This is a genomic window from Oceanimonas baumannii (assembly GCF_002245495.1).
Lineage (GTDB): Bacteria > Pseudomonadota > Gammaproteobacteria > Enterobacterales > Aeromonadaceae > Oceanimonas > Oceanimonas baumannii.
Genome location: NZ_NQJF01000007.1, coordinates 21951 through 38914, shown reverse-complemented (window position 1 = coordinate 38914; position 16964 = coordinate 21951). Strand labels below are relative to the sequence as shown.

General features: G+C 56.4%; 18 protein-coding genes. 6 read left to right on the top strand and 12 right to left on the bottom strand.

Annotated features, from left to right (window positions below; genetic code table 11):
• Window positions 1-67: 67 nt before the first annotated feature.
• Together elbB and B6S09_RS09240 are read left to right on the top strand one after the other, a co-directional pair.
• The gene (gene elbB / locus B6S09_RS09245) at window positions 68-715 is read left to right on the top strand and encodes an isoprenoid biosynthesis glyoxalase ElbB (protein ID WP_094278218.1); all 648 of its coding nucleotides are present in this window, start codon (window positions 68-70) and stop codon (window positions 713-715) included.
• A gap of 384 nt (window positions 716-1099) precedes the next feature.
• Window positions 1100-1681, top strand: coding sequence for a hypothetical protein (locus B6S09_RS09240; RefSeq protein WP_094278217.1), 582 nt, complete (start codon window positions 1100-1102; stop codon window positions 1679-1681).
• Window positions 1682-1760: 79 nt separating this feature from the next.
• On the opposite strand, the gene B6S09_RS09235 is transcribed toward B6S09_RS09240, so the two are convergent.
• The 3 genes from B6S09_RS09235 to B6S09_RS09225 form a co-directional block, all read right to left on the bottom strand.
• Window positions 1761-2420, bottom strand: coding sequence for a 7-cyano-7-deazaguanine/7-aminomethyl-7-deazaguanine transporter (locus B6S09_RS09235; protein ID WP_094278216.1), 660 nt, complete (start codon window positions 2418-2420; stop codon window positions 1761-1763).
• A 139-nt stretch (window positions 2421-2559) separates the two neighbouring features.
• Window positions 2560-2817 (bottom strand): DUF3630 family protein, encoded by a 258-nt coding sequence (locus tag B6S09_RS09230; RefSeq protein WP_243832821.1) that lies wholly within the window; start codon window positions 2815-2817, stop codon window positions 2560-2562.
• 2 nt (window positions 2818-2819) lie between these two features.
• Window positions 2820-4286 (bottom strand): protein adenylyltransferase SelO, encoded by a 1467-nt coding sequence (locus tag B6S09_RS09225; protein WP_094278214.1) that lies wholly within the window; start codon window positions 4284-4286, stop codon window positions 2820-2822.
• A gap of 86 nt (window positions 4287-4372) precedes the next feature.
• Here B6S09_RS09225 and B6S09_RS09220 point away from each other — a divergent pair, with 86 nt between their 5' ends.
• Complete coding sequence (locus B6S09_RS09220; protein WP_094278213.1) at window positions 4373-4672, top strand: c-type cytochrome; 300 nt, start codon at window positions 4373-4375, stop codon at window positions 4670-4672.
• Between the two features lie 39 nt (window positions 4673-4711).
• Here B6S09_RS09220 and recQ read toward each other — a convergent pair whose 3' ends face one another.
• Window positions 4712-6538, bottom strand: a complete 1827-nt coding sequence (gene recQ, locus B6S09_RS09215) for a DNA helicase RecQ (protein ID WP_094278212.1) — start codon at window positions 6536-6538, stop codon at window positions 4712-4714.
• Window positions 6539-6691: 153 nt separating this feature from the next.
• Between recQ and rarD the strand changes: the two genes are divergently transcribed.
• Entirely contained in the window at window positions 6692-7594 is a 903-nt protein-coding gene (rarD, locus tag B6S09_RS09210) for an EamA family transporter RarD (RefSeq protein WP_094278382.1), read from the top strand.
• A gap of 37 nt (window positions 7595-7631) precedes the next feature.
• On the opposite strand, the gene B6S09_RS09205 is transcribed toward rarD, so the two are convergent.
• A complete protein-coding gene (locus tag B6S09_RS09205; protein WP_279586655.1) occupies window positions 7632-8360 on the bottom strand; it encodes a complement resistance protein TraT in 729 nt (242 codons plus the stop codon).
• A gap of 218 nt (window positions 8361-8578) precedes the next feature.
• Here B6S09_RS09205 and B6S09_RS09200 point away from each other — a divergent pair, with 218 nt between their 5' ends.
• Window positions 8579-9367, top strand: a complete 789-nt coding sequence (locus tag B6S09_RS09200) for an AraC family transcriptional regulator (RefSeq protein ID WP_094278210.1) — start codon at window positions 8579-8581, stop codon at window positions 9365-9367.
• Between the two features lie 62 nt (window positions 9368-9429).
• A complete protein-coding gene (locus tag B6S09_RS09195; RefSeq protein WP_094278209.1) occupies window positions 9430-10056 on the top strand; it encodes a LysE family translocator in 627 nt (208 codons plus the stop codon).
• Window positions 10057-10075: 19 nt separating this feature from the next.
• Here B6S09_RS09195 and uvrD read toward each other — a convergent pair whose 3' ends face one another.
• The 7 genes from uvrD to lptM all read right to left on the bottom strand — a co-directional run bounded on the left by uvrD (window position 10076) and on the right by lptM (window position 16957).
• Window positions 10076-12244, bottom strand: a complete 2169-nt coding sequence (gene uvrD / locus B6S09_RS09190; protein ID WP_094278208.1) for a DNA helicase II — start codon at window positions 12242-12244, stop codon at window positions 10076-10078.
• A gap of 35 nt (window positions 12245-12279) precedes the next feature.
• Entirely contained in the window at window positions 12280-12987 is a 708-nt protein-coding gene (locus B6S09_RS09185; protein WP_094278207.1) for an HAD-IA family hydrolase, read from the bottom strand.
• A gap of 146 nt (window positions 12988-13133) precedes the next feature.
• On the bottom strand, window positions 13134-14063 hold the full coding sequence (gene xerC / locus B6S09_RS09180; protein ID WP_134113980.1) for a tyrosine recombinase XerC: 930 nt from the start codon (window positions 14061-14063) through the stop codon (window positions 13134-13136).
• The gene (locus B6S09_RS09175; RefSeq protein WP_094278206.1) at window positions 14050-14733 is read right to left on the bottom strand and encodes a DUF484 family protein; all 684 of its coding nucleotides are present in this window, start codon (window positions 14731-14733) and stop codon (window positions 14050-14052) included. Before B6S09_RS09175 ends, xerC begins: the two co-directional genes overlap by 14 nt.
• Window positions 14730-15563, bottom strand: a complete 834-nt coding sequence (gene dapF / locus B6S09_RS09170) for a diaminopimelate epimerase (RefSeq protein ID WP_094278205.1) — start codon at window positions 15561-15563, stop codon at window positions 14730-14732. The genes B6S09_RS09175 and dapF overlap by 4 nt, the downstream gene beginning before the upstream one ends.
• Window positions 15564-15566: 3 nt before the next feature.
• Window positions 15567-16823, bottom strand: a complete 1257-nt coding sequence (gene lysA, locus B6S09_RS09165; protein ID WP_094278204.1) for a diaminopimelate decarboxylase — start codon at window positions 16821-16823, stop codon at window positions 15567-15569.
• A gap of 11 nt (window positions 16824-16834) precedes the next feature.
• Window positions 16835-16957 (bottom strand): LPS translocon maturation chaperone LptM, encoded by a 123-nt coding sequence (gene lptM / locus B6S09_RS18465; protein WP_019934645.1) that lies wholly within the window; start codon window positions 16955-16957, stop codon window positions 16835-16837.
• Window positions 16958-16964 lie beyond the last annotated feature (7 nt).

Here is a 16964-nt window from a genome sequence, read left to right as displayed (position 1 = left end):
CTAGCACATGCCGGCCGCTTCAGCCCGGCCGGCATCACAAATTTCACTCCCTCCCAAGGAGCACAATATGAAAAAAGTTGCTGTTATTCTGAGCGGCTGTGGCGTGTATGACGGCGCAGAAATTCACGAAGCGGTACTATGCCTGCTACACCTTGCCCGCCAGGGTGCTCACTATCAGTGCTTTGCTCCCGACAAACCGCAGCATCACGTACTGGATCACCGTACCGGCGCAGAAAGTAGCGAACAGCGCAATGTGCTGACCGAGGCCGCCCGCATTGCCCGGGGTGATATTCAACCCCTGTCTGAACTGGACGCCGGTAACTTTGATGCCTTACTGTTGCCCGGCGGCTTTGGTGTGGCCAAAAACCTGAGTAATTTTGCCGTTGAAGGCGCCGGCTGCGAAGTAGACAGTCAGGTACTGGCCGCCTGTGGTGCCTTTGCCCAGGCCCGCAAACCAGCCGGTTATTGCTGCATTGCCCCGGTACTCATTCCTAAGGTCTACCCTGCCGGCGTAAAGGGTACGATAGGCACAGATGCCGCCACTGCCGAGGCCTTTATCGCCATGGGTGGAGAACATATCGGCTGCGCAGTGACCGACGTGGTCGAAGATGAGCACTATAAGGTGATCTCCACTCCCGCCTACATGCTGGCTCAGAGTATTACCGAGGCCGATACCGGTATTGGCAAGCTGGTAAAACGTCTGCTGGAGATGTAAAAACTGTCGCGGTGAACCAAGCGCATCGCGAGTGGAAACGAGGCGAATAGTGGTGAAAAAGCGGAGTGTACTTGCAGTACATAAGTATTTTGAGCCACTTTTCAACGAAGCATGGCGCTCGTTTGTAAGCATAAAAAAGGGCCGGCATATAGCCGGCCTAAAAACTCTGGAAGCAATGTGAGCAATGTCGTGCCTTCTCAAGCTGCCGCACCCTGTATCTAATTGGTTGGCTGTGTTTGGAAAGCAATGTAACGATAATGGTTATCATTTATCATTGCAACCCCCTTTTGATATTTTCTGCATATTTTTTATCCCCACCGACTTTTCCGGCACCTTGACTACACTGGAACAGCATCAAGACGGGGCACAAACAGGAGCACAAAAATGAAGAAACACTGGTTATGGGCAGGATTATTACTACCAAGTCTACTGCTGGCAGATGATGCCGAAATCCGCAGCGCCATAGAAGAAGGTACCCGGGCCTATGAAGCTGGAGAATGGTCTCAGGCCGCTTCTCAGTTTGACTATGCCGCAACCCTGGTACGCCAGTTACAGGCCGGTCAGCTGGGTGAGCTGTTTCCCGAACCGCTGGCGGGCTGGCAAGCAGACGACGCTGAAACTCAGGCTGCCGGTGCCGCCCTCTTTGGCGGGGGCATTCATGCTTCACGTCATTATTATAAAGACGATGCCGAACTGGAGATGACCATCACGAAAAATTCTCCCCTGCTGCAGACAATGGCCATGATGTTTACCAACCCCAGCATGGCCGCGATGAGTGGGTATAAGGTAAAACGCATCAACGGACAGACCGCCATGGTGCAGGCAGAAGGTGACAGCAAAGAACTGATGATGCTGGTGGCCAATACTACCTTGATACAGCTGAGCGGAGAGGGTGGCGATATGACCACTGCAGATCTGGAAGCCTATGCGGGTGCGCTGGATATCAAGGCGCTGTCAGCATTGTGACAGAGTGATATATCATGAAACGAAGCCACAGCGCACGTTACAGGCCGTGGCTTCGTTTCAGGGGCCCGATGCCGTTGCTTCAGCGACTCGTTTGCAGCTCGGCCTGGGTTTCTCCCAGCAATTTGCCACTCAGGTATTTCAGCAGCAAGCCATACGCAGGCACAAACAACGCCAGGCTGAACACCAGCTTGAAGCCATAATCCACCCAGGCAATTTCTACCCAGTGCTCGGCCATAAAGGGATCCGGCGAACGCCAGAACGCCAGGCTGAAAAATGCCAGAGTATCAACCAGGTTGCCGAAAATGGTGGAGCAGGTCGGGGCCACCCACCAAGCCTTTACCTGGCGTAACCGGTTAAACACCGACACATCCATAATCTGGCCCAGCACATAGGCCATAAAACTGGCCAACGCGATACGGGCTACAAACAGGTTAAACTCCGACAGCACGCCCAGCCCCTGATAACTGGCTTCAAAAAACAGCACCGACAGCACATAAGAGCTGACCAACGCTGGCAGCATCACCGCAAAAATAATACGCCGGGCCAGTCCGGCACCAAAAACACGAACCGTCAGATCGGTGGCCAGATAGATAAAGGGAAAACTCAGTGCACCCCATGTGGTATGAAATCCAAACAGGGTAAAGGGCAACTGCACCAGATAGTTACTGGCGGTGATCACCGCGATATGAAACAGGGACAGGCGGATCAACGCCGTACGGTACTGCTGTGAAGAAATCATCTATCACCTTTTTGATGAATGGGGTAAGGGAACCCATCAGGGTTACGGATCGCGCAGACGGAACCAGGTCCGGCATGCAAAGTGCCGTCATTCTAGTCGTTTTTTAGACACTTGTCTTCATGTGAAGTAAACTCCCCGTTCAGCCTTGGTTCCACTGCCCGGTCAGCCATACGGCCACTCCTTCATCCCCCGCACTTAATGCTTCCAGCCAGGCACAGTCGGCATAATGCTGAAAGCATAAAAACAGCCGGCTGCCTTCAAAATTCACCAGCCACTGGTGATAGTCGGCACCGGACTCCCGCTCCAGCACCGTCAGTTCCAGCTGCCGGGCCACTTCCTCGGCCCAGCCGGGGAAGGTTTCAATGGTGATGCTTACTGCGCTTTTTAATGGAATCATGATCAAGAGCTACAAGAAATACAAAGAGATGCCGCCCACGACGGAGCCGGCTCGGCATAATCATCAAACTCGGGCTGCTCCTCAAAAGGAGAAGCCAGCAATTGCAGCAGAGTATCAGCCTCCGCCATGTCCCCTTGCTCAGCCCGCTCTATCGCTCGCTGGGCCAGGTGGTTACGCAGTACATATTTGGGATTGACCGCATCCATGGCTGTCCGTCGTCCGCTCTGGGTACTACTTTCCTGAGCAAGGCGGGCACGGTAACGGGCAAACCAGCCACTCCAGGCGGCAGGCTCAGGCAACAGTGCAGTCAGGCCGGCTGGCAGTTCCTCTCCGGCTTCAAGCTGTGACAGGCGACGGAACCAGCAGCTGTAATCCACCTTGTGTTCAGCCATCAGGCTGAACATGTCACGGAACAGGGCCGGATCGTCTTCCTGCCACTGAGCCAGCCCCAGCTTTTGCCGCATGCGTTCGGAATAGTGGGTCAACAACAAATGCTCATATTGCCCCAGCGATTGTTGCAATGTTTCCAGCTTAATATGGCCCGACAACGCCTGTGCAAGCCGTTGCAGGTTCCACAAGCCCACAGCCGGCTGCTGATCGTAAGCGTAACGGCCGGTGTGATCGGAGTGGTTGCAGATATGGCCGGGATCATAGGCATCGAGAAAGCCATAAGGGCCATAGTCCAGGGTCAGCCCCAGTATCGACATATTGTCCGTGTTCATTACTCCATGGCAAAACCCCACTGCCTGCCAGTACGCAATCAGCTCGGCGGTGCGCTGCACCACCCGCTCAAACAGGTCGGCATAGCCCTGCGGGTTCTTGCTCAGGTCCGGCCATTGCGTATCAATAAGATAATCCAGCAATTCGGGGATCCGCTCAGACTGGCCGCTGTAATAAAAGTATTCAAAATGACCAAAACGCAGGTGGCTGGGTGCGGCACGCAGCAGCGCCGCACCGGGTTCTACCTGCTCCCGGTATACCGGCTCCTCACTGCTCACCAGGCACAGTGCTCGGGTGGTAGGAATACCCAGGTGATACAAGGCCTCCGAAGCCAGATATTCCCTGAGTGACGAACGCAGTACAGCTCGGCCGTCACCAAAACGGGAATAAGGCGTTTTCCCCGCACCCTTCAGGTGCAGATCCCAGCGGCCATTATCCGGTGCCACTATTTCTCCCAGCAACAAAGCCCGTCCATCGCCCAGGCGCGGACTGAAACCACCAAATTGGTGCCCGGCATACACTTGGGCAAAAGGCATCATATCCGGCAGCAACCGGCGACCGCTGGTGAGATCCAGCCACTGGCGATCGTGTAATGACATCCCCAGTTCATCCGCAAGATCATAATTAACGAGCAGTAACCTGGCTGAGTCCAGTGGCGTTGGCTCAACCTCGGTGCCGGCCCATTTAAAACTTGCATACTGGTTATCTATTATCACATTATCACCTTGAGACTCGCCAAAGGGTTTCATTGTTAACCTCAGCTTAACGTATACTGCTACTGCTCAAAAGCTGAGCCCGGAAGCAATTAGTCAATAAATAATAACGGAGTTGAATGATGAAAAAACTGATGACAGCTGCCGCTGTAATGGCAATGCTCAGTGCCCCTGCCTTTGCCGCCGGTAATGCCGAAGCCGGCAAAGCCAAGTCCGCCGTGTGCGCTGCTTGCCACGGTGCCGACGGTATTTCCCAAATGGACATCTATCCTAACCTGGCCGGACAGAAAGCAGCTTACCTGGTCAAACAGCTCAAAGCCTTCAAAGGCGGTGAACGTAATGATCCCATGATGGCCCCCATGGCGATGCCGTTATCCGATCAGGACATGGAAGATCTGGCTGCCTACTACGCCGGCCTGTAAAGCATCTGGGTCCGCTTTGGCGGGCCTTTATTGACCGGCTCAGTCTGTCTGCCTGAGCAAATTAAGAAATGCGTCCCCAAAACGCTCCAGTTTACGCACACCGACACCGTTAATATTAAGCAGCTCAGCCTCGGTTTTTGGCCGGTAGCGGGCCATATCGGTCAGCGTGGCATCATTAAACACCACATAGGGAGGCACATCCGCTTCTTCAGCCAGTTGCTTGCGCAGATGCCTGAGCGCCTTGAACAAAGCGCGGTCTTCGGCCCGGGTCAGGCCACTTTCACCCTTGTCCTTTGGCTTCACCCGAACCAGCCGTGGTTCGGCCAGTTCAAGCACCATTTCTCCGCGCAGCAGCGGACGGGATGCCTCAGTAAGCTGCAGCACCATATTACGGGTAATATTCTGGGTCAGCAGGCCGGAATGAATCAACTGACGCAGGACACTCACCCAGTGCTCTTGGCTCTTGTCCTTACCAATCCCATAAGTAGACAGCTTATCGTGACCATGCTCCCGCACCCGCTGGGTGTCGGCACCGCGCAGCACCTCCACCACATAGAGCACACCGAAGCGTTGTCCGGTGCGATACACACAGGACAGTGCCTTTTGTGCATCTACCGTGCCATCGTAACGCCGAGGCGGATCCAGACAGATATCGCAGTTACCACAAGGCTCGCTCTGGTACTCGCCAAAATAATTAAGCAGCACCTGCCGGCGACAGGTGAGTGACTCAGCAAAAGCCGCCATCACATTGAGCTTGTACAGCTCAACCTGTAATTGCTGCTCGTTATCACTGTTTTCCAGCAGCCGGCGCACTCTCCCCACATCGGCCGGGTCATAAAGCAGCAAAGCTTCCGATGGCAGGCCATCACGCCCCCCCCGACCGGTTTCCTGATAGTAGGATTCAATGTTCTTGGGAATGTCGTAATGAACCACAAAGCGCACATTGGGTTTATCGATACCCATACCGAACGCCACCGTAGCCACCACAATGTCGAGATCGTCACGAATAAAACGCTCCTGCACCGACTGCCGCAGCTCAAGGGGCAGGCCGGCATGGTAACTGGCGGCCTTATGACCCCGGGCCAGCAGCCGCTCGGCTACTTCTTCCACCCGCTTGCGGCTGGAGCAATAGACAATGCCACACTGCCCACTCTGGTCCGACACATAACGTATCAGCTGATCCAGCCCCTTGAACTTTTCCACCAGCGTGTAACGAATATTGGGACGATCAAAACTGGCGATATGGATCAGTGGCTCGGTCAGACTAAGCCGACTCAGCATATCCTGACGGGTAGCCTCATCGGCAGTCGCGGTCAGAGCGATGACCGGTATATGGGGAAACCATTGCTTAAGCCGGCCCAGCTCGGCATATTCAGGTCTGAAATCGTGCCCCCACTGAGAAATACAGTGTGCCTCATCAATGGCGAACATGGACAGCTCCAGCTCACCCAGACGTTCCATAAACTCCTGCTGCAGCAACCGCTCCGGCGAAACATACAGCAGTTTGATCTCTCCCCGGCGCAATGCAGCAACATGACGCAGCATGGTTTCCCGGCTGAGAGAACTGTTGATGTAGGCCGCTGCCACGCCATTGGCAACCAAAGTGTCCACCTGATCTTTCATCAGAGAAATCAGTGGTGACACCACCACCGTCAGCCCCGGCCGCAGTAATGCCGGGATCTGATAACACAGTGACTTGCCGCCACCGGTGGGCATAATCACCATGGCATCACGCCCGGCGACAGCCGCTTCAACGATCTCCAGCTGACCTTTACGAAAGTCCTGGTAACCAAATACCTGCTGCAGCACGCCGTGAGGTGTATCGGGGATGGGAACGGAAGCGGTGTCGTCGGTCTCGGGATTCATCTCGGTCAGCCGGGCAAAAACGAACAAGCATTGTAAGACAGCGGGCTGCAACAATAAACCGACGGTCCGGCGGTTAAAGTTGCATTTGTTACTGGTTACCGCCGGTGGCTGGCATTACACTGCATTATTCACGGTTTTTTGGTGATGAATAAAATGGAACAGGATCAATCCGCACGGGGCGCACTGCTCGCCCTGTGTGCCTACCTGCTGTGGGGCCTGGCCCCGGTTTACTTCAAACAGCTGCTCGATGTGCCAGCACCGGAAATTCTGGCACACCGGGTAGTATGGTCCATCCTGCTACTGCTGGGGCTGATAACCGCACTCGGTTACTGGACCAGAGTACGGGCGCTACTGCGCCAGCCACGCCTGTTACTGCTGTTGCTGATTTCTTCGGTAGTGATTGGCACCAACTGGCTGGTTTTTATCTGGGCAGTAAACAATAACCATATTCTTGATGCCAGCCTGGGGTATTACATCAACCCGCTGCTCAACATTGTGCTGGGTATGGTGTTTCTGCAGGAACGCTACCGGCCGCTGCAATGGCTGGCGGTCGGGCTGGCTGCACTGGGAGTGCTGATACAGCTGCTGGTATTTGGCAGCCTGCCCTGGGTAGCGCTGGTCTTGGCCCTGTCGTTTGGCACCTACGGACTGATCCGTAAACAGGTGCCGGTAGATCCTTTTACCGGCCTGCTGCTGGAAACCTCGGTACTGCTGATACCTGCTGTACTATGGCTGTGGGGGCTTAACTCCGCCACCGGTAACCTGAGTGCCAACTCAACCAGCCTCAACCTGCTGCTGCTGGCCGCCGGCCTGATTACCACAATACCGCTGCTGCTGTTTGCCGGTGCCGCCCGCCGGCTGCAACTGTCAACCCTGGGCTTTTTTCAGTACCTGGCCCCCAGCCTGGCCTTGTTGCTGGGAGTACTGGTTTATGAAGAAGCCTTTACTACCGACAAAGCCATTACCTTTGCCTTGATCTGGATCGCACTGATTGTTTATAGCCTGGACGGTATTCGCCAGCGACGACGTATCAAACATGCCATAAAGCAGTCATAACAAATAAAAAAGGCCTCGTTAAGAGGCCTTGAATCATTTACAGAATACCGCCTACGGATCGGGCCAGATTATCCTCAAGTGCCAGCTTGGCTTCTTCAAATTCAAGGTTAACCTTATTTGCCGTACTCACTACGCGGGTCTGATAGCGCATGCGGTTACTTTCTTTGCTGTAAGACACATTAGTGCTACCGGCATTACCCTGAGCCAGTGCTCCCTGACTGTTAACACTGACTTTGCCATTCACTTTCTCAGAAATTTGCAGGTCAGTAATCATGGTGTAATTCACATCTTCGATCATGGCGTCGGCAGCAATACCAATAATACCGCCGACAATACCACCGGCCACAGCAGCACCCGATGAGTTATATCCGTATCCTGCCGCCAGTGCGCCGGCAGTAGCTCCGGTTAAACCGGCACCGTAACCGCTGGTCAGGTAACTATTCGCTTCACGCAGGTCCATTTTATCGACCTTAAGCACGTTCATCTGAACCCAGTAATGGGCATGATCAGCGTTGTTAGTAACGGTGTAGCCTTTTTGTTCAAAGTTCTGACGTAACTTTTCTGCAATTTGCATGTCCTTATCACTGGTATTACGGATTTGCAGATAAACCGTTTTGGCACTACCGGAAACCGGATCCAGCCAGATGGTATCACTCATCTGGGTTTGCACTTCCAGATCACGTTTTTTAATCGCAGTATGCATGGCCGAACAACCACTCAGAGCCAGCGTTGAGGCCAACAAGCTAATACCAACGAGTTTTTTCATTCCGGTTTTCATCCCTTCAGCTCCTTTGTAATAAGAGCGGCAGATTTTGTCCTATGAGACTCATAAGGCGCAACCTTTTTGCATAATAAAACTTCATTTTGCATGACCTGAATAGCCACTCCCGGACAGTGTGAATACAGCCCTTTTTCATTACGCCAGGCCACCTAGATTGCAATCTTTTACAAAACCCGGCTCCCTTAATACGCTAGAATGGCGCCATGAACAGCGTAAAGTACTGGAAAAACAAAGCCCTTGGCGGCCTGGAATTGTGCCGTGCAGATCATGCCGGCTTTCGTTATGGTCGCCACGTACACCTGGACTATCACCTTGGTCTGGTGGAAAGCGGAGCGCAGAAATTTATACACCGGGGCAGCTCGGCACCACTGGTACCGGGCCAGCTGTCACTGCTCAATCCGGATGAAGCTCATGACGGAGGCTGTTTTGACGAAGCAGGATTTCGCGTTCGGGTTTTTTCCCTGTCACCCGAGCTGGTGGCCGGACTGGCAGAAGAGCTGGAAGCCCCCCTGCCCTTTTTCGCTCAGCCCCTTCAGCATCAGCCGCACCTTTACCAGCAGGCGCTTAGCCTGCATCACCGGCTGGAACAACCTGCTCCGCCTGTTATTGATGCTGAAAGCAGCCTGCTGGCATTACTGGCTGACTGTTTTGCATTACAAAACGCCCGCCCCCTGGAGACACCACTGTTGCTCCGTATCAGGGAACGCATGCTGGCCGGGCTGGATCAGCCCCATCCGCTGAATGCGCTGGCTGCCGAGCTGGGCCTTTCGCGCTTTCAGTTTCTGCGCCGGTTCAAGGCAGCGCTGGGCATGACTCCCCACGCCTATCTAAAACGGTTGCGGCTGGAAGCAGCCAAAAAGCAACTGGCGGCCGGTCACGGGGTACTCGACACTGCACTGGCGGTAGGCTTTTTCGATCAGGCACACTTTCATCGCGCCTTTGTACTGGCCTACCACATCACACCTGCCCGCTTCCGCGCACAGATGCAATAACTTACAAGCCGGCCACAATCCGGGCTTTATATACTGTGCTTTCATCACAAACGGAGCACAATATGAACCTATCGTTGCTGGTTACCATCGGCATTATTCATATCATCGCACTGGCCAGCCCGGGCCCGGATGTTGCCCTGATGCTGCGTTTTTCGGCCCGCCGGCGCGTTGCACTAAGCGCAGCGGTAGGGATCGCCACCGGCATATTGGTACACAGCATACTGAGCCTCACCGGCATCAGCCTGCTTATTCAGGCTCATCCGTTACTATTTACTCTGCTACGGCTGGCAGGGGCGATTTATCTGGGATGGCTCGGATTAGGTGCCTTGCGGGCGGCCTTCGGACCGGTCACGGAACTTAAGGCCGCCGGTAACGGTGCTCCCGATAACGGATTCTGGACCGGTCTGCATACCAACCTGCTCAATCCCAAGGCCTTGGTGTTTTTTGTTGGCCTTCTCGCAGCCATGGTCGGACCGGAAGTCAACTGGCTGACCCGCACAGCCCTGGTGGTGGAATTATTCGTACTGAGCCTGGCCTGGTTTATGCTGCTGGCCTGGGGGCTGTCTTCGTCACGAGCGCAACTCAGACTGCAGGCCTGGAGCCGGCCGGTAAACGGCCTTTGTGGTCTGTTGTTCTGCTCAGTGGCCGGCTCCATTCTGTGGCTGCTGGTCAGCTCAGCACCGGTCTGACCTGCTCAGCTTTGCCCTGTCACAGGGCTTCCAGCCGGGCATAAGCGGTGACCAGCCATTTGGCACCTCCGTCATCAAAGTTAACCTGTACCCGACTCTGAGCACCGGCACCCTCGTAGTTGAGCACCACACCCTCGCCAAACTTGGAGTGTAGTACCCGCTGCCCCAGCCGAAAGCCGGTCTGATTAAAAGTATCCTGCACCCGGTCCTGGCTGAAGCGTCCATTGGGAATGGTACGGGTGACCTTGGCCTTGAGCCGGATTTCTTCCAGACACTCGGAGGGCAGCTCCTTGATAAAGCGGCTGGGCCGGTGAAACATTTCCCGGCCGTAGAGGCGGCGGCTTTCAGCATGACTGATATAGAGCTTTTCCATGGCACGGGTCATGCCCACATAAGCCAGCCGGCGTTCTTCTTCCAGCCGGCTGCTTTCCTCTGCTGACAACTGGCTGGGGAACATGCCCTCTTCCACCCCCACCATAAATACCAGCGGAAACTCCAGGCCCTTGGCAGAGTGCAGCGTCATCAGCTGCACAGCATCGTCGAACTGATCCGCCTGGCCTTCACCCGCCTCCAGAGCCGCGTGAGACAAAAACGCCGACAGCGGCGACATGTCTTCTTCTTCCGATGGCGTAAACTGGCGGGTGGCCGTCACCAGTTCTTCCAGGTTTTCTACCCGGGACTGAGCCTTCTCGCCTTTTTCCGCCTGATACATGGCCTTAAGCCCGGACAGCTCAATCACCCTGTCGGTCTGCACATGCAGCGGCAGCTCGCGGGTGTCGTCTTCCAGCTGGTTGATCAGGTTGATAAAGCGGCTCACCGCCGAGGCCGCCCGGCCAGTCAGCACTTTATCCTCCACCAGTACCCAGGCCGCCCGCCACAGGGTGACTTCCCGATCCCGGGCCGCTTCGCGGATTAACCCTAGTGTGCGCTCGCCAATACCCCGGGTGGGGGTGTTGACGATACGCTCAAACGAAGCCTCATCACCCCGGTTATTTATCAGCCGAAGGTAACCGAGGGCATCCTTGATCTCCTGACGTTCGAAGAAGCGCAGACCACCGTAAATGCGGTAGGGAATGCGTTCCTGGATCAGTGCCTCTTCCAACACCCTGGACTGGGCATTGTTGCGATAGAGAATGGCGCTGTCGTTCAGGGCACCATCCTGATGACGCCACTGCTTGATACGCTCCACCACAAAGCGGGCTTCATCGACCTCGTTAAAAGCACTGTACACGGCAATGGGCTCACCCTCGGTACCTTCGGTCCACAGCTCCTTGCCCATCCGTTCGGCGTTATTGGCAATCAGCTGGTTGGCGGCCTTGAGAATGGTGCCGGTGGAACGATAGTTCTGCTCCAGACGCACGGTTTCGGCACCGGGGAAATCCTGCAGAAAGCGGGAAATATTTTCCACCCGGGCACCACGCCAGCCATAAATGGACTGATCGTCGTCCCCCACGATCATCACCCGGGACCGCTCCCCGGCCAACATACGCAGCCAGGCATACTGAATACTGTTGGTATCCTGAAATTCGTCCACCAGAATATGCTGAAACCGCTGCTGGTAATGCGCCAGAATGTGCGGCTTGTGCAACCACAACTCATGAGCACGCAGCAACAGCTCGGCAAAGTCGACCAGACCGGCCCGGTCGCAGGTGTCCTGATAGACCTGATAGATCTGGCGGTAAGTCTTTTGCAACGGATCGTTAAGCACCTGAATGTCGCCCGGGCGCAGGCCTTCATCCTTGCGGCCATTGATATAACCGGCCACCTGACGTGGCAGCCACTGCTTTTCATCCAGGTTCATGCTCTTGAGAATACGCTTGAGCAGACGCAGCTGATCGTCCGAGTCGAGGATCTGAAAGTCCTGGGGCAGGTTGGCGTCCAGGTGGTGGGCCCGCAGCAGACGGTGCGCCAGGCCGTGAAAGGTGCCCAGCCAGAGGCCGAACAGGCGGCCGCCCAGCAGTTGCTCCACCCGGCTACGCATTTCGGCGGCAGCCTTGTTGGTAAAGGTCACCGCCAGAATGCCCGAGGCCGGCACCTGCTCCACCTGCATCAGCCAGGCAATGCGATGCACCAGCACCCGGGTCTTGCCACTGCCGGCACCCGCCAGCACCAGCATGTTCTGGGAAGGGGCGGCCACCGCCTCTCGTTGCTTGTCGTTCATGCCGTCAAGCAGGCTGGATACATCCATCACAACTCCTGGGAATATTTACAGTATGCCGGCGATTATAACAGTTCAGTCAGCTGCTCCAACCGCGTCAGGGCAACCTGGGGCAGACACTGCAGATCCGCTTCGGTACGGCCATTGTCATTCAGCCACACCGCCTGACAACCGCTGTGCACGGCGCCGGCCACGTCGGTGTTAATGTGATCACCGATATGCAGGATCTCGGACAGACTCACACCGGCCTGCTCCGCCAGCCGCTGAAACAGATCCGGTGCCGGCTTCATGCGGCCGTCGGGGCCCGCCTTGAGCACAATCTCGAAATAGGACGCCAGCTCGGTGCGCTCCAGCGGCATATTACCGTTGGTGATCACCGCCAGCAGGTACTTGTCCTTGAGCGCCGTCAGCACCCGGTGGGTGGCCTCGGGCACGGTGATTTTGCCGCGCTCGTCGATAAAGCCCTGATAGAAACGTTCGGCCAGCTCCCCGGCCCGCTCCGGCGCTACACCCTGCTGCAGCAGGCCCTCGGTCAGCACGCGGCGGCGGCAGGCGCTAACGTCGTGGGCCAGTGCCGGCTGCTCGGCGATCAGCCGGCGCTTGATCGCCGCCAGGCTGGCTTCGCCCAGCAGGGTGGACTCGGGATAGTCGTCGCGCAGCGCCCTCAGCAACCAGGCCTCGGCCGCCGCCATCACCGGCACGTTATCGTAAAGGGTGTCGTCCAGATCAAAGCTGAGCACCTTGATAGGCGCCATTCGTTTGTAAAAGCGCATGCATGGGTTCCGGTTTCCAAAGTCAATGCGGGCATTCTAACCTGCTTTCACTGCACCCCAGTCTCCTGATCACAAGTTTTCATCGTTTGCAGAGTCATGCGCTTTCGTCGGACAAACCGCACTAATGCTTCACACGGCAGACGACTTTACTCCTCATCCTCCCGGCGCCTGGCCCTGGGATGGGCCTGGTCGTAGGCATTAGCCAAGTGCTGAAAGTCGAGGTGAGTGTAGATCTGAGTAGTGGCCAGGTCGGCATGACCCAGCAGCTCCTGCACCGCACGCAGATCACCGCTGGATTCCAGCATATGGGTGGCGAAGGAGTGACGCAACTTATGGGGATGTACATGGCTGGACAGCGCCTGCTGCTGGCCGCGTTTGGCCAGGCGCAGCTGTACACTGCGATGGGTGATACGCCGACGCTGCTTGCTCACGAACAAGGCCGGCTCGTCGGGCCCGGCCAGCTCGCCCCGTACGCTCAGCCACTGTTGCAGCCAGTCCAGCGCCATACGCCCCACCGGCAGAATACGCTCCTTGTTACCCTTACCAATAACCCGTACCTGGCGCTCGGCAAACTGCACATCGCCCAGGTTAAGCGCTACCAGCTCTGCCAGACGCAGGCCAGAGGAATACATCAGCTCCATAATGGCCCTGTCCCGGACTGCCAGTGGATCGGCTTCGTCCAGATTCATCAGCTGGTGCAGTTCGTCCACATCCAGGTTTTTGGGCAGGGGCCGGCCCTGTTTGGGTGCACTCACGCCCTTGGCAGGGTTGGCGGCAAGCATACCGGTCAGCACCAGCCAGTCACAGAAACTGCGCAACGCACTGAGTCTGGCTGCAATGGAACGCGGCGACAGCCCCTGTTTGTGCATACGAGTCGCCAGCCCCCGGGCATGGCTGACCGACAGCTGTCGCCAGTCGCTCAGCTGCAACTCGATCAGCTGTTCGCTCATGGCCGCAAGATGGCGGCGGTAATTGTCCAGGGTATGCGGGCTGAGCTGGCGCTCTACCCGCAGGTAGTCGAGAAAGTCGGTAATGGTCACAGCCAGTTGAGGTGGAGCCAGATCAGGCGTGGCCATGTTCCACCATGCGCGGCAGCAGCAGGGCAAGAAAGCCGGCAAGCTGGCGAATGATCAGGGTATCCATGCCCGAGCGGTAATGGCTGCTGTCAGCGCTGCCAAAAGCCAGCACCCCCATTTCTCCCTCCAGACCAATACGGATCAGCGCACAGGAATTCACCAGGGCATCACCGAACAGCCGCTGCTTTTCTTCCCGACCAAGCCGGCCCAGATACACGTCCTGGCCCGCCATACGCTCACGATACAGTTTTTCCAGCTGTTCACCGGACTGGGCCTGAGGCAAGTCACACCAGCGCGCGTCTGGTACCAGCCGCACCGCCGTCACCCGCAGCCGCTCCCGCAGAGCATGAGCAATACGCAGCTCCAGTTCGGCCGGAGAGCGACACTCAAACAGCCGCGGATAGAGATCGAGATACACGCGAAAAATACGCTCATTCTCGCCGGCCACCGACATCAGCTGGGTGATCTCTTCTTCCAGTTGATGAATACGCTGGCGCTGACGCTCCATGCGGGCTTCCACCATCGACACACTGCCCCGCTGCTCGTGAGGCAGGCGTAATTGCTCCAGCAACTGGGGATGGCGGACAAAAAAGTCCGGCTGGCTGGCCAGATAATCTGCAATCTGACTTTCATCAAGCCCGGCTTCAGCCAAGGCGCTTTTATCGGTCATAAACTGATCTGTCCGTCAAATACATGAGTGGCCGGGCCGGTCATAAATACCGGTTTGCCCGGGCCCTGCCAGGCAATGGTCAGACTACCGCCGGGCAGATGCACTTTTACCCGCTCGGCCAGCTTGCCCCAACTCATGCCCATTACCGCTGCAGCACAGGCACCTGTACCGCAGGCCAGAGTTTCGCCGGCACCGCGCTCATGCACGCGTAAGTTCACTTCCCGGGCATTTACAATCTGCATAAAGCCTACGTTAACCCGGGCCGGAAAGCGCTCATGGTTTTCCAGCTCAGGTCCCAGTACGGCTACCTGGCCGGTATTAATGTCGTCAACTTCCACCACACAGTGCGGGTTACCCATGGACACAGCACCGCACAATACGGTTTGATCCTGGGTGCGTACCAGATACGTTTTTTCCGCTTTCTGCGCCTTAAACGGAATATTAGCCGGATCAAACTCAGGTATCCCCATGTTAACGGTCACCTGATTATCCTTCTCCAGCTGCAGTACAATGTTGCCCTTCTGAGTGCTGACAGCAATACGATCCTTGTTGGTCAGGCCTTTTAGCCGCACAAAGCGCGCAAAGCAGCGAGCACCGTTGCCACATTGCTCCACCTCGGAGCCATCGGCATTGAAGATACGGTAGTGGAAATCGAGCTCAGGATCATAGGGCGGCTCCACCAACAGCAGCTGATCAAACCCCACCCCAAAGTTGCGATCCGCCAGCTGGCGGATCACCTCGGGGTTGAAAAAGACTTTCTGGGTAACGCCATCCACCACCATAAAGTCATTGCCCAGCCCCTGCATTTTGGAGAAATGAAGCGTGCTCATGATTCAGGCTCCGGGCAGCAGGTGTTCACCCCGCCACAGATCCGCCAGCTCTTCCCGCTCACGCACCACATAGTGCTGGTCACCGTCCACCATCACTTCGGCTGCTCGGGGGCGGCTGTTGTAATTAGACGCCATCACAAAGCCATAGGCACCGGCGGAACGCACTGCCAGCAGATCGCCCTCGATAATAGAAAGTGTACGGTCCTTACCAATAAAATCACCGGTTTCACAGATGGGACCAACGATATCGTATACCGCTGCGTCGCGCTGCAGGGTGGAATCCACCGGAATGATGGCCTGCCAGGCACTGTACAGGGCCGGACGGATCAGATCGTTCATGGCGGCATCAACAATGGCGAAGTTCTTGGCTTCACCCGGCTTCAGGTGCTCAACCCGGGTCAACAGCACACCGGCGTTGGCAGCAATAGCCCGGCCCGGCTCAAATACCAGGGTCAGGTTACGGCCCTGCAGACGCTTTTTCAGCTCCTCAGCATAGTGCCGTGGCTCCGGCGGTGTTTCATCGTCGTAGCGCACACCCAGGCCACCACCCACATCCAGATGACGGATATGAATACCATCCTCGGCCAGGCCATCAATCAGCGCCAGCAGCTTGTCTACTGCTTCCAGGAAGGGGGACAGCTCGGTCAGCTGGGAGCCGATATGACAGTCCACACCGTGGATCTCAAGCTGGCTCATGGCCGCCGCCTGGCGGTAGATATCCCGGGCCTGCTCAATGGGAATACCGAACTTGTTTTCCTTCAGGCCGGTGGAGATGTAAGGATGGGTACCGGCATCGATATCCGGGTTCACCCGGATAGATACCGGAGCTTTTACACCCATGGTTTCCGCAACCCGGTTAATGCGTGCCAGTTCCGCCACCGATTCCACGTTAAAGCAGAAAATGCCCTGCTCCAGACCAAAACGAATTTCATCGTCGCGCTTGCCCACGCCGGAGAACACCACTTTCTTCGGGTCGCCGCCAGCGGCAATCACCCGGCTCAGCTCACCGCCGGAGACGATATCGAAACCCGAGCCCAGCCGGGCCAGCACATTGAGCACCGCCAGGTTGGAATTGGCCTTCACCGCATAGCACACCAAATGGTCCACCTCACCGGCGGCCTGATCGAAGGCATTCCAGTGACGCTCCAGCGTGGCACGGGAATAAACATAAAGCGGAGTGCCGTGTTGCTCGGCCAGACGGGTGAGATCGCAGGCTTCACCGTAAAGGCGGCCATCATCCTGATAATTGAAATAATCCAAGGTTGTTTCCTTTACGATTGCTCAACCTGAGTGGGTTGCTGTTCGGTTTCGGGCAGGGTCAGCGGACCTTTGAGGCCGCAAGCCGACAGGCCCAGAACCAGCGCAACCAGTGCGGTCAGCTTGAATTTGTTCATCGTATGA

What these genes read in the sequence shown, in the direction of transcription:
- elbB (WP_094278218.1), top strand. Translation starts at nt 68, where the DNA reads ATGAAAAAAGTTGCTGTTATTCTGAGCGGCTGTGGCGTGTATGACGGC.
- B6S09_RS09240 (WP_094278217.1), top strand. Translation starts at nt 1,100, where the DNA reads ATGAAGAAACACTGGTTATGGGCAGGATTATTACTACCAAGTCTACTG.
- B6S09_RS09235 (WP_094278216.1), bottom strand. Translation starts at nt 2,420, where the DNA reads ATGATTTCTTCACAGCAGTACCGTACGGCGTTGATCCGCCTGTCCCTG.
- B6S09_RS09230 (WP_243832821.1), bottom strand. Translation starts at nt 2,817, where the DNA reads ATGATTCCATTAAAAAGCGCAGTAAGCATCACCATTGAAACCTTCCCC.
- B6S09_RS09225 (WP_094278214.1), bottom strand. Translation starts at nt 4,286, where the DNA reads ATGAAACCCTTTGGCGAGTCTCAAGGTGATAATGTGATAATAGATAAC.
- B6S09_RS09220 (WP_094278213.1), top strand. Translation starts at nt 4,373, where the DNA reads ATGAAAAAACTGATGACAGCTGCCGCTGTAATGGCAATGCTCAGTGCC.
- recQ (WP_094278212.1), bottom strand. Translation starts at nt 6,538, where the DNA reads ATGAATCCCGAGACCGACGACACCGCTTCCGTTCCCATCCCCGATACA.
- rarD (WP_094278382.1), top strand. Translation starts at nt 6,692, where the DNA reads ATGGAACAGGATCAATCCGCACGGGGCGCACTGCTCGCCCTGTGTGCC.
- B6S09_RS09205 (WP_279586655.1), bottom strand. Translation starts at nt 8,360, where the DNA reads ATGAAAAAACTCGTTGGTATTAGCTTGTTGGCCTCAACGCTGGCTCTG.
- B6S09_RS09200 (WP_094278210.1), top strand. Translation starts at nt 8,579, where the DNA reads ATGAACAGCGTAAAGTACTGGAAAAACAAAGCCCTTGGCGGCCTGGAA.
- B6S09_RS09195 (WP_094278209.1), top strand. Translation starts at nt 9,430, where the DNA reads ATGAACCTATCGTTGCTGGTTACCATCGGCATTATTCATATCATCGCA.
- uvrD (WP_094278208.1), bottom strand. Translation starts at nt 12,244, where the DNA reads ATGGATGTATCCAGCCTGCTTGACGGCATGAACGACAAGCAACGAGAG.
- B6S09_RS09185 (WP_094278207.1), bottom strand. Translation starts at nt 12,987, where the DNA reads ATGCGCTTTTACAAACGAATGGCGCCTATCAAGGTGCTCAGCTTTGAT.
- xerC (WP_134113980.1), bottom strand. Translation starts at nt 14,063, where the DNA reads ATGGCCACGCCTGATCTGGCTCCACCTCAACTGGCTGTGACCATTACC.
- B6S09_RS09175 (WP_094278206.1), bottom strand. Translation starts at nt 14,733, where the DNA reads ATGACCGATAAAAGCGCCTTGGCTGAAGCCGGGCTTGATGAAAGTCAG.
- dapF (WP_094278205.1), bottom strand. Translation starts at nt 15,563, where the DNA reads ATGAGCACGCTTCATTTCTCCAAAATGCAGGGGCTGGGCAATGACTTT.
- lptM (WP_019934645.1), bottom strand. Translation starts at nt 16,957, where the DNA reads ATGAACAAATTCAAGCTGACCGCACTGGTTGCGCTGGTTCTGGGCCTG.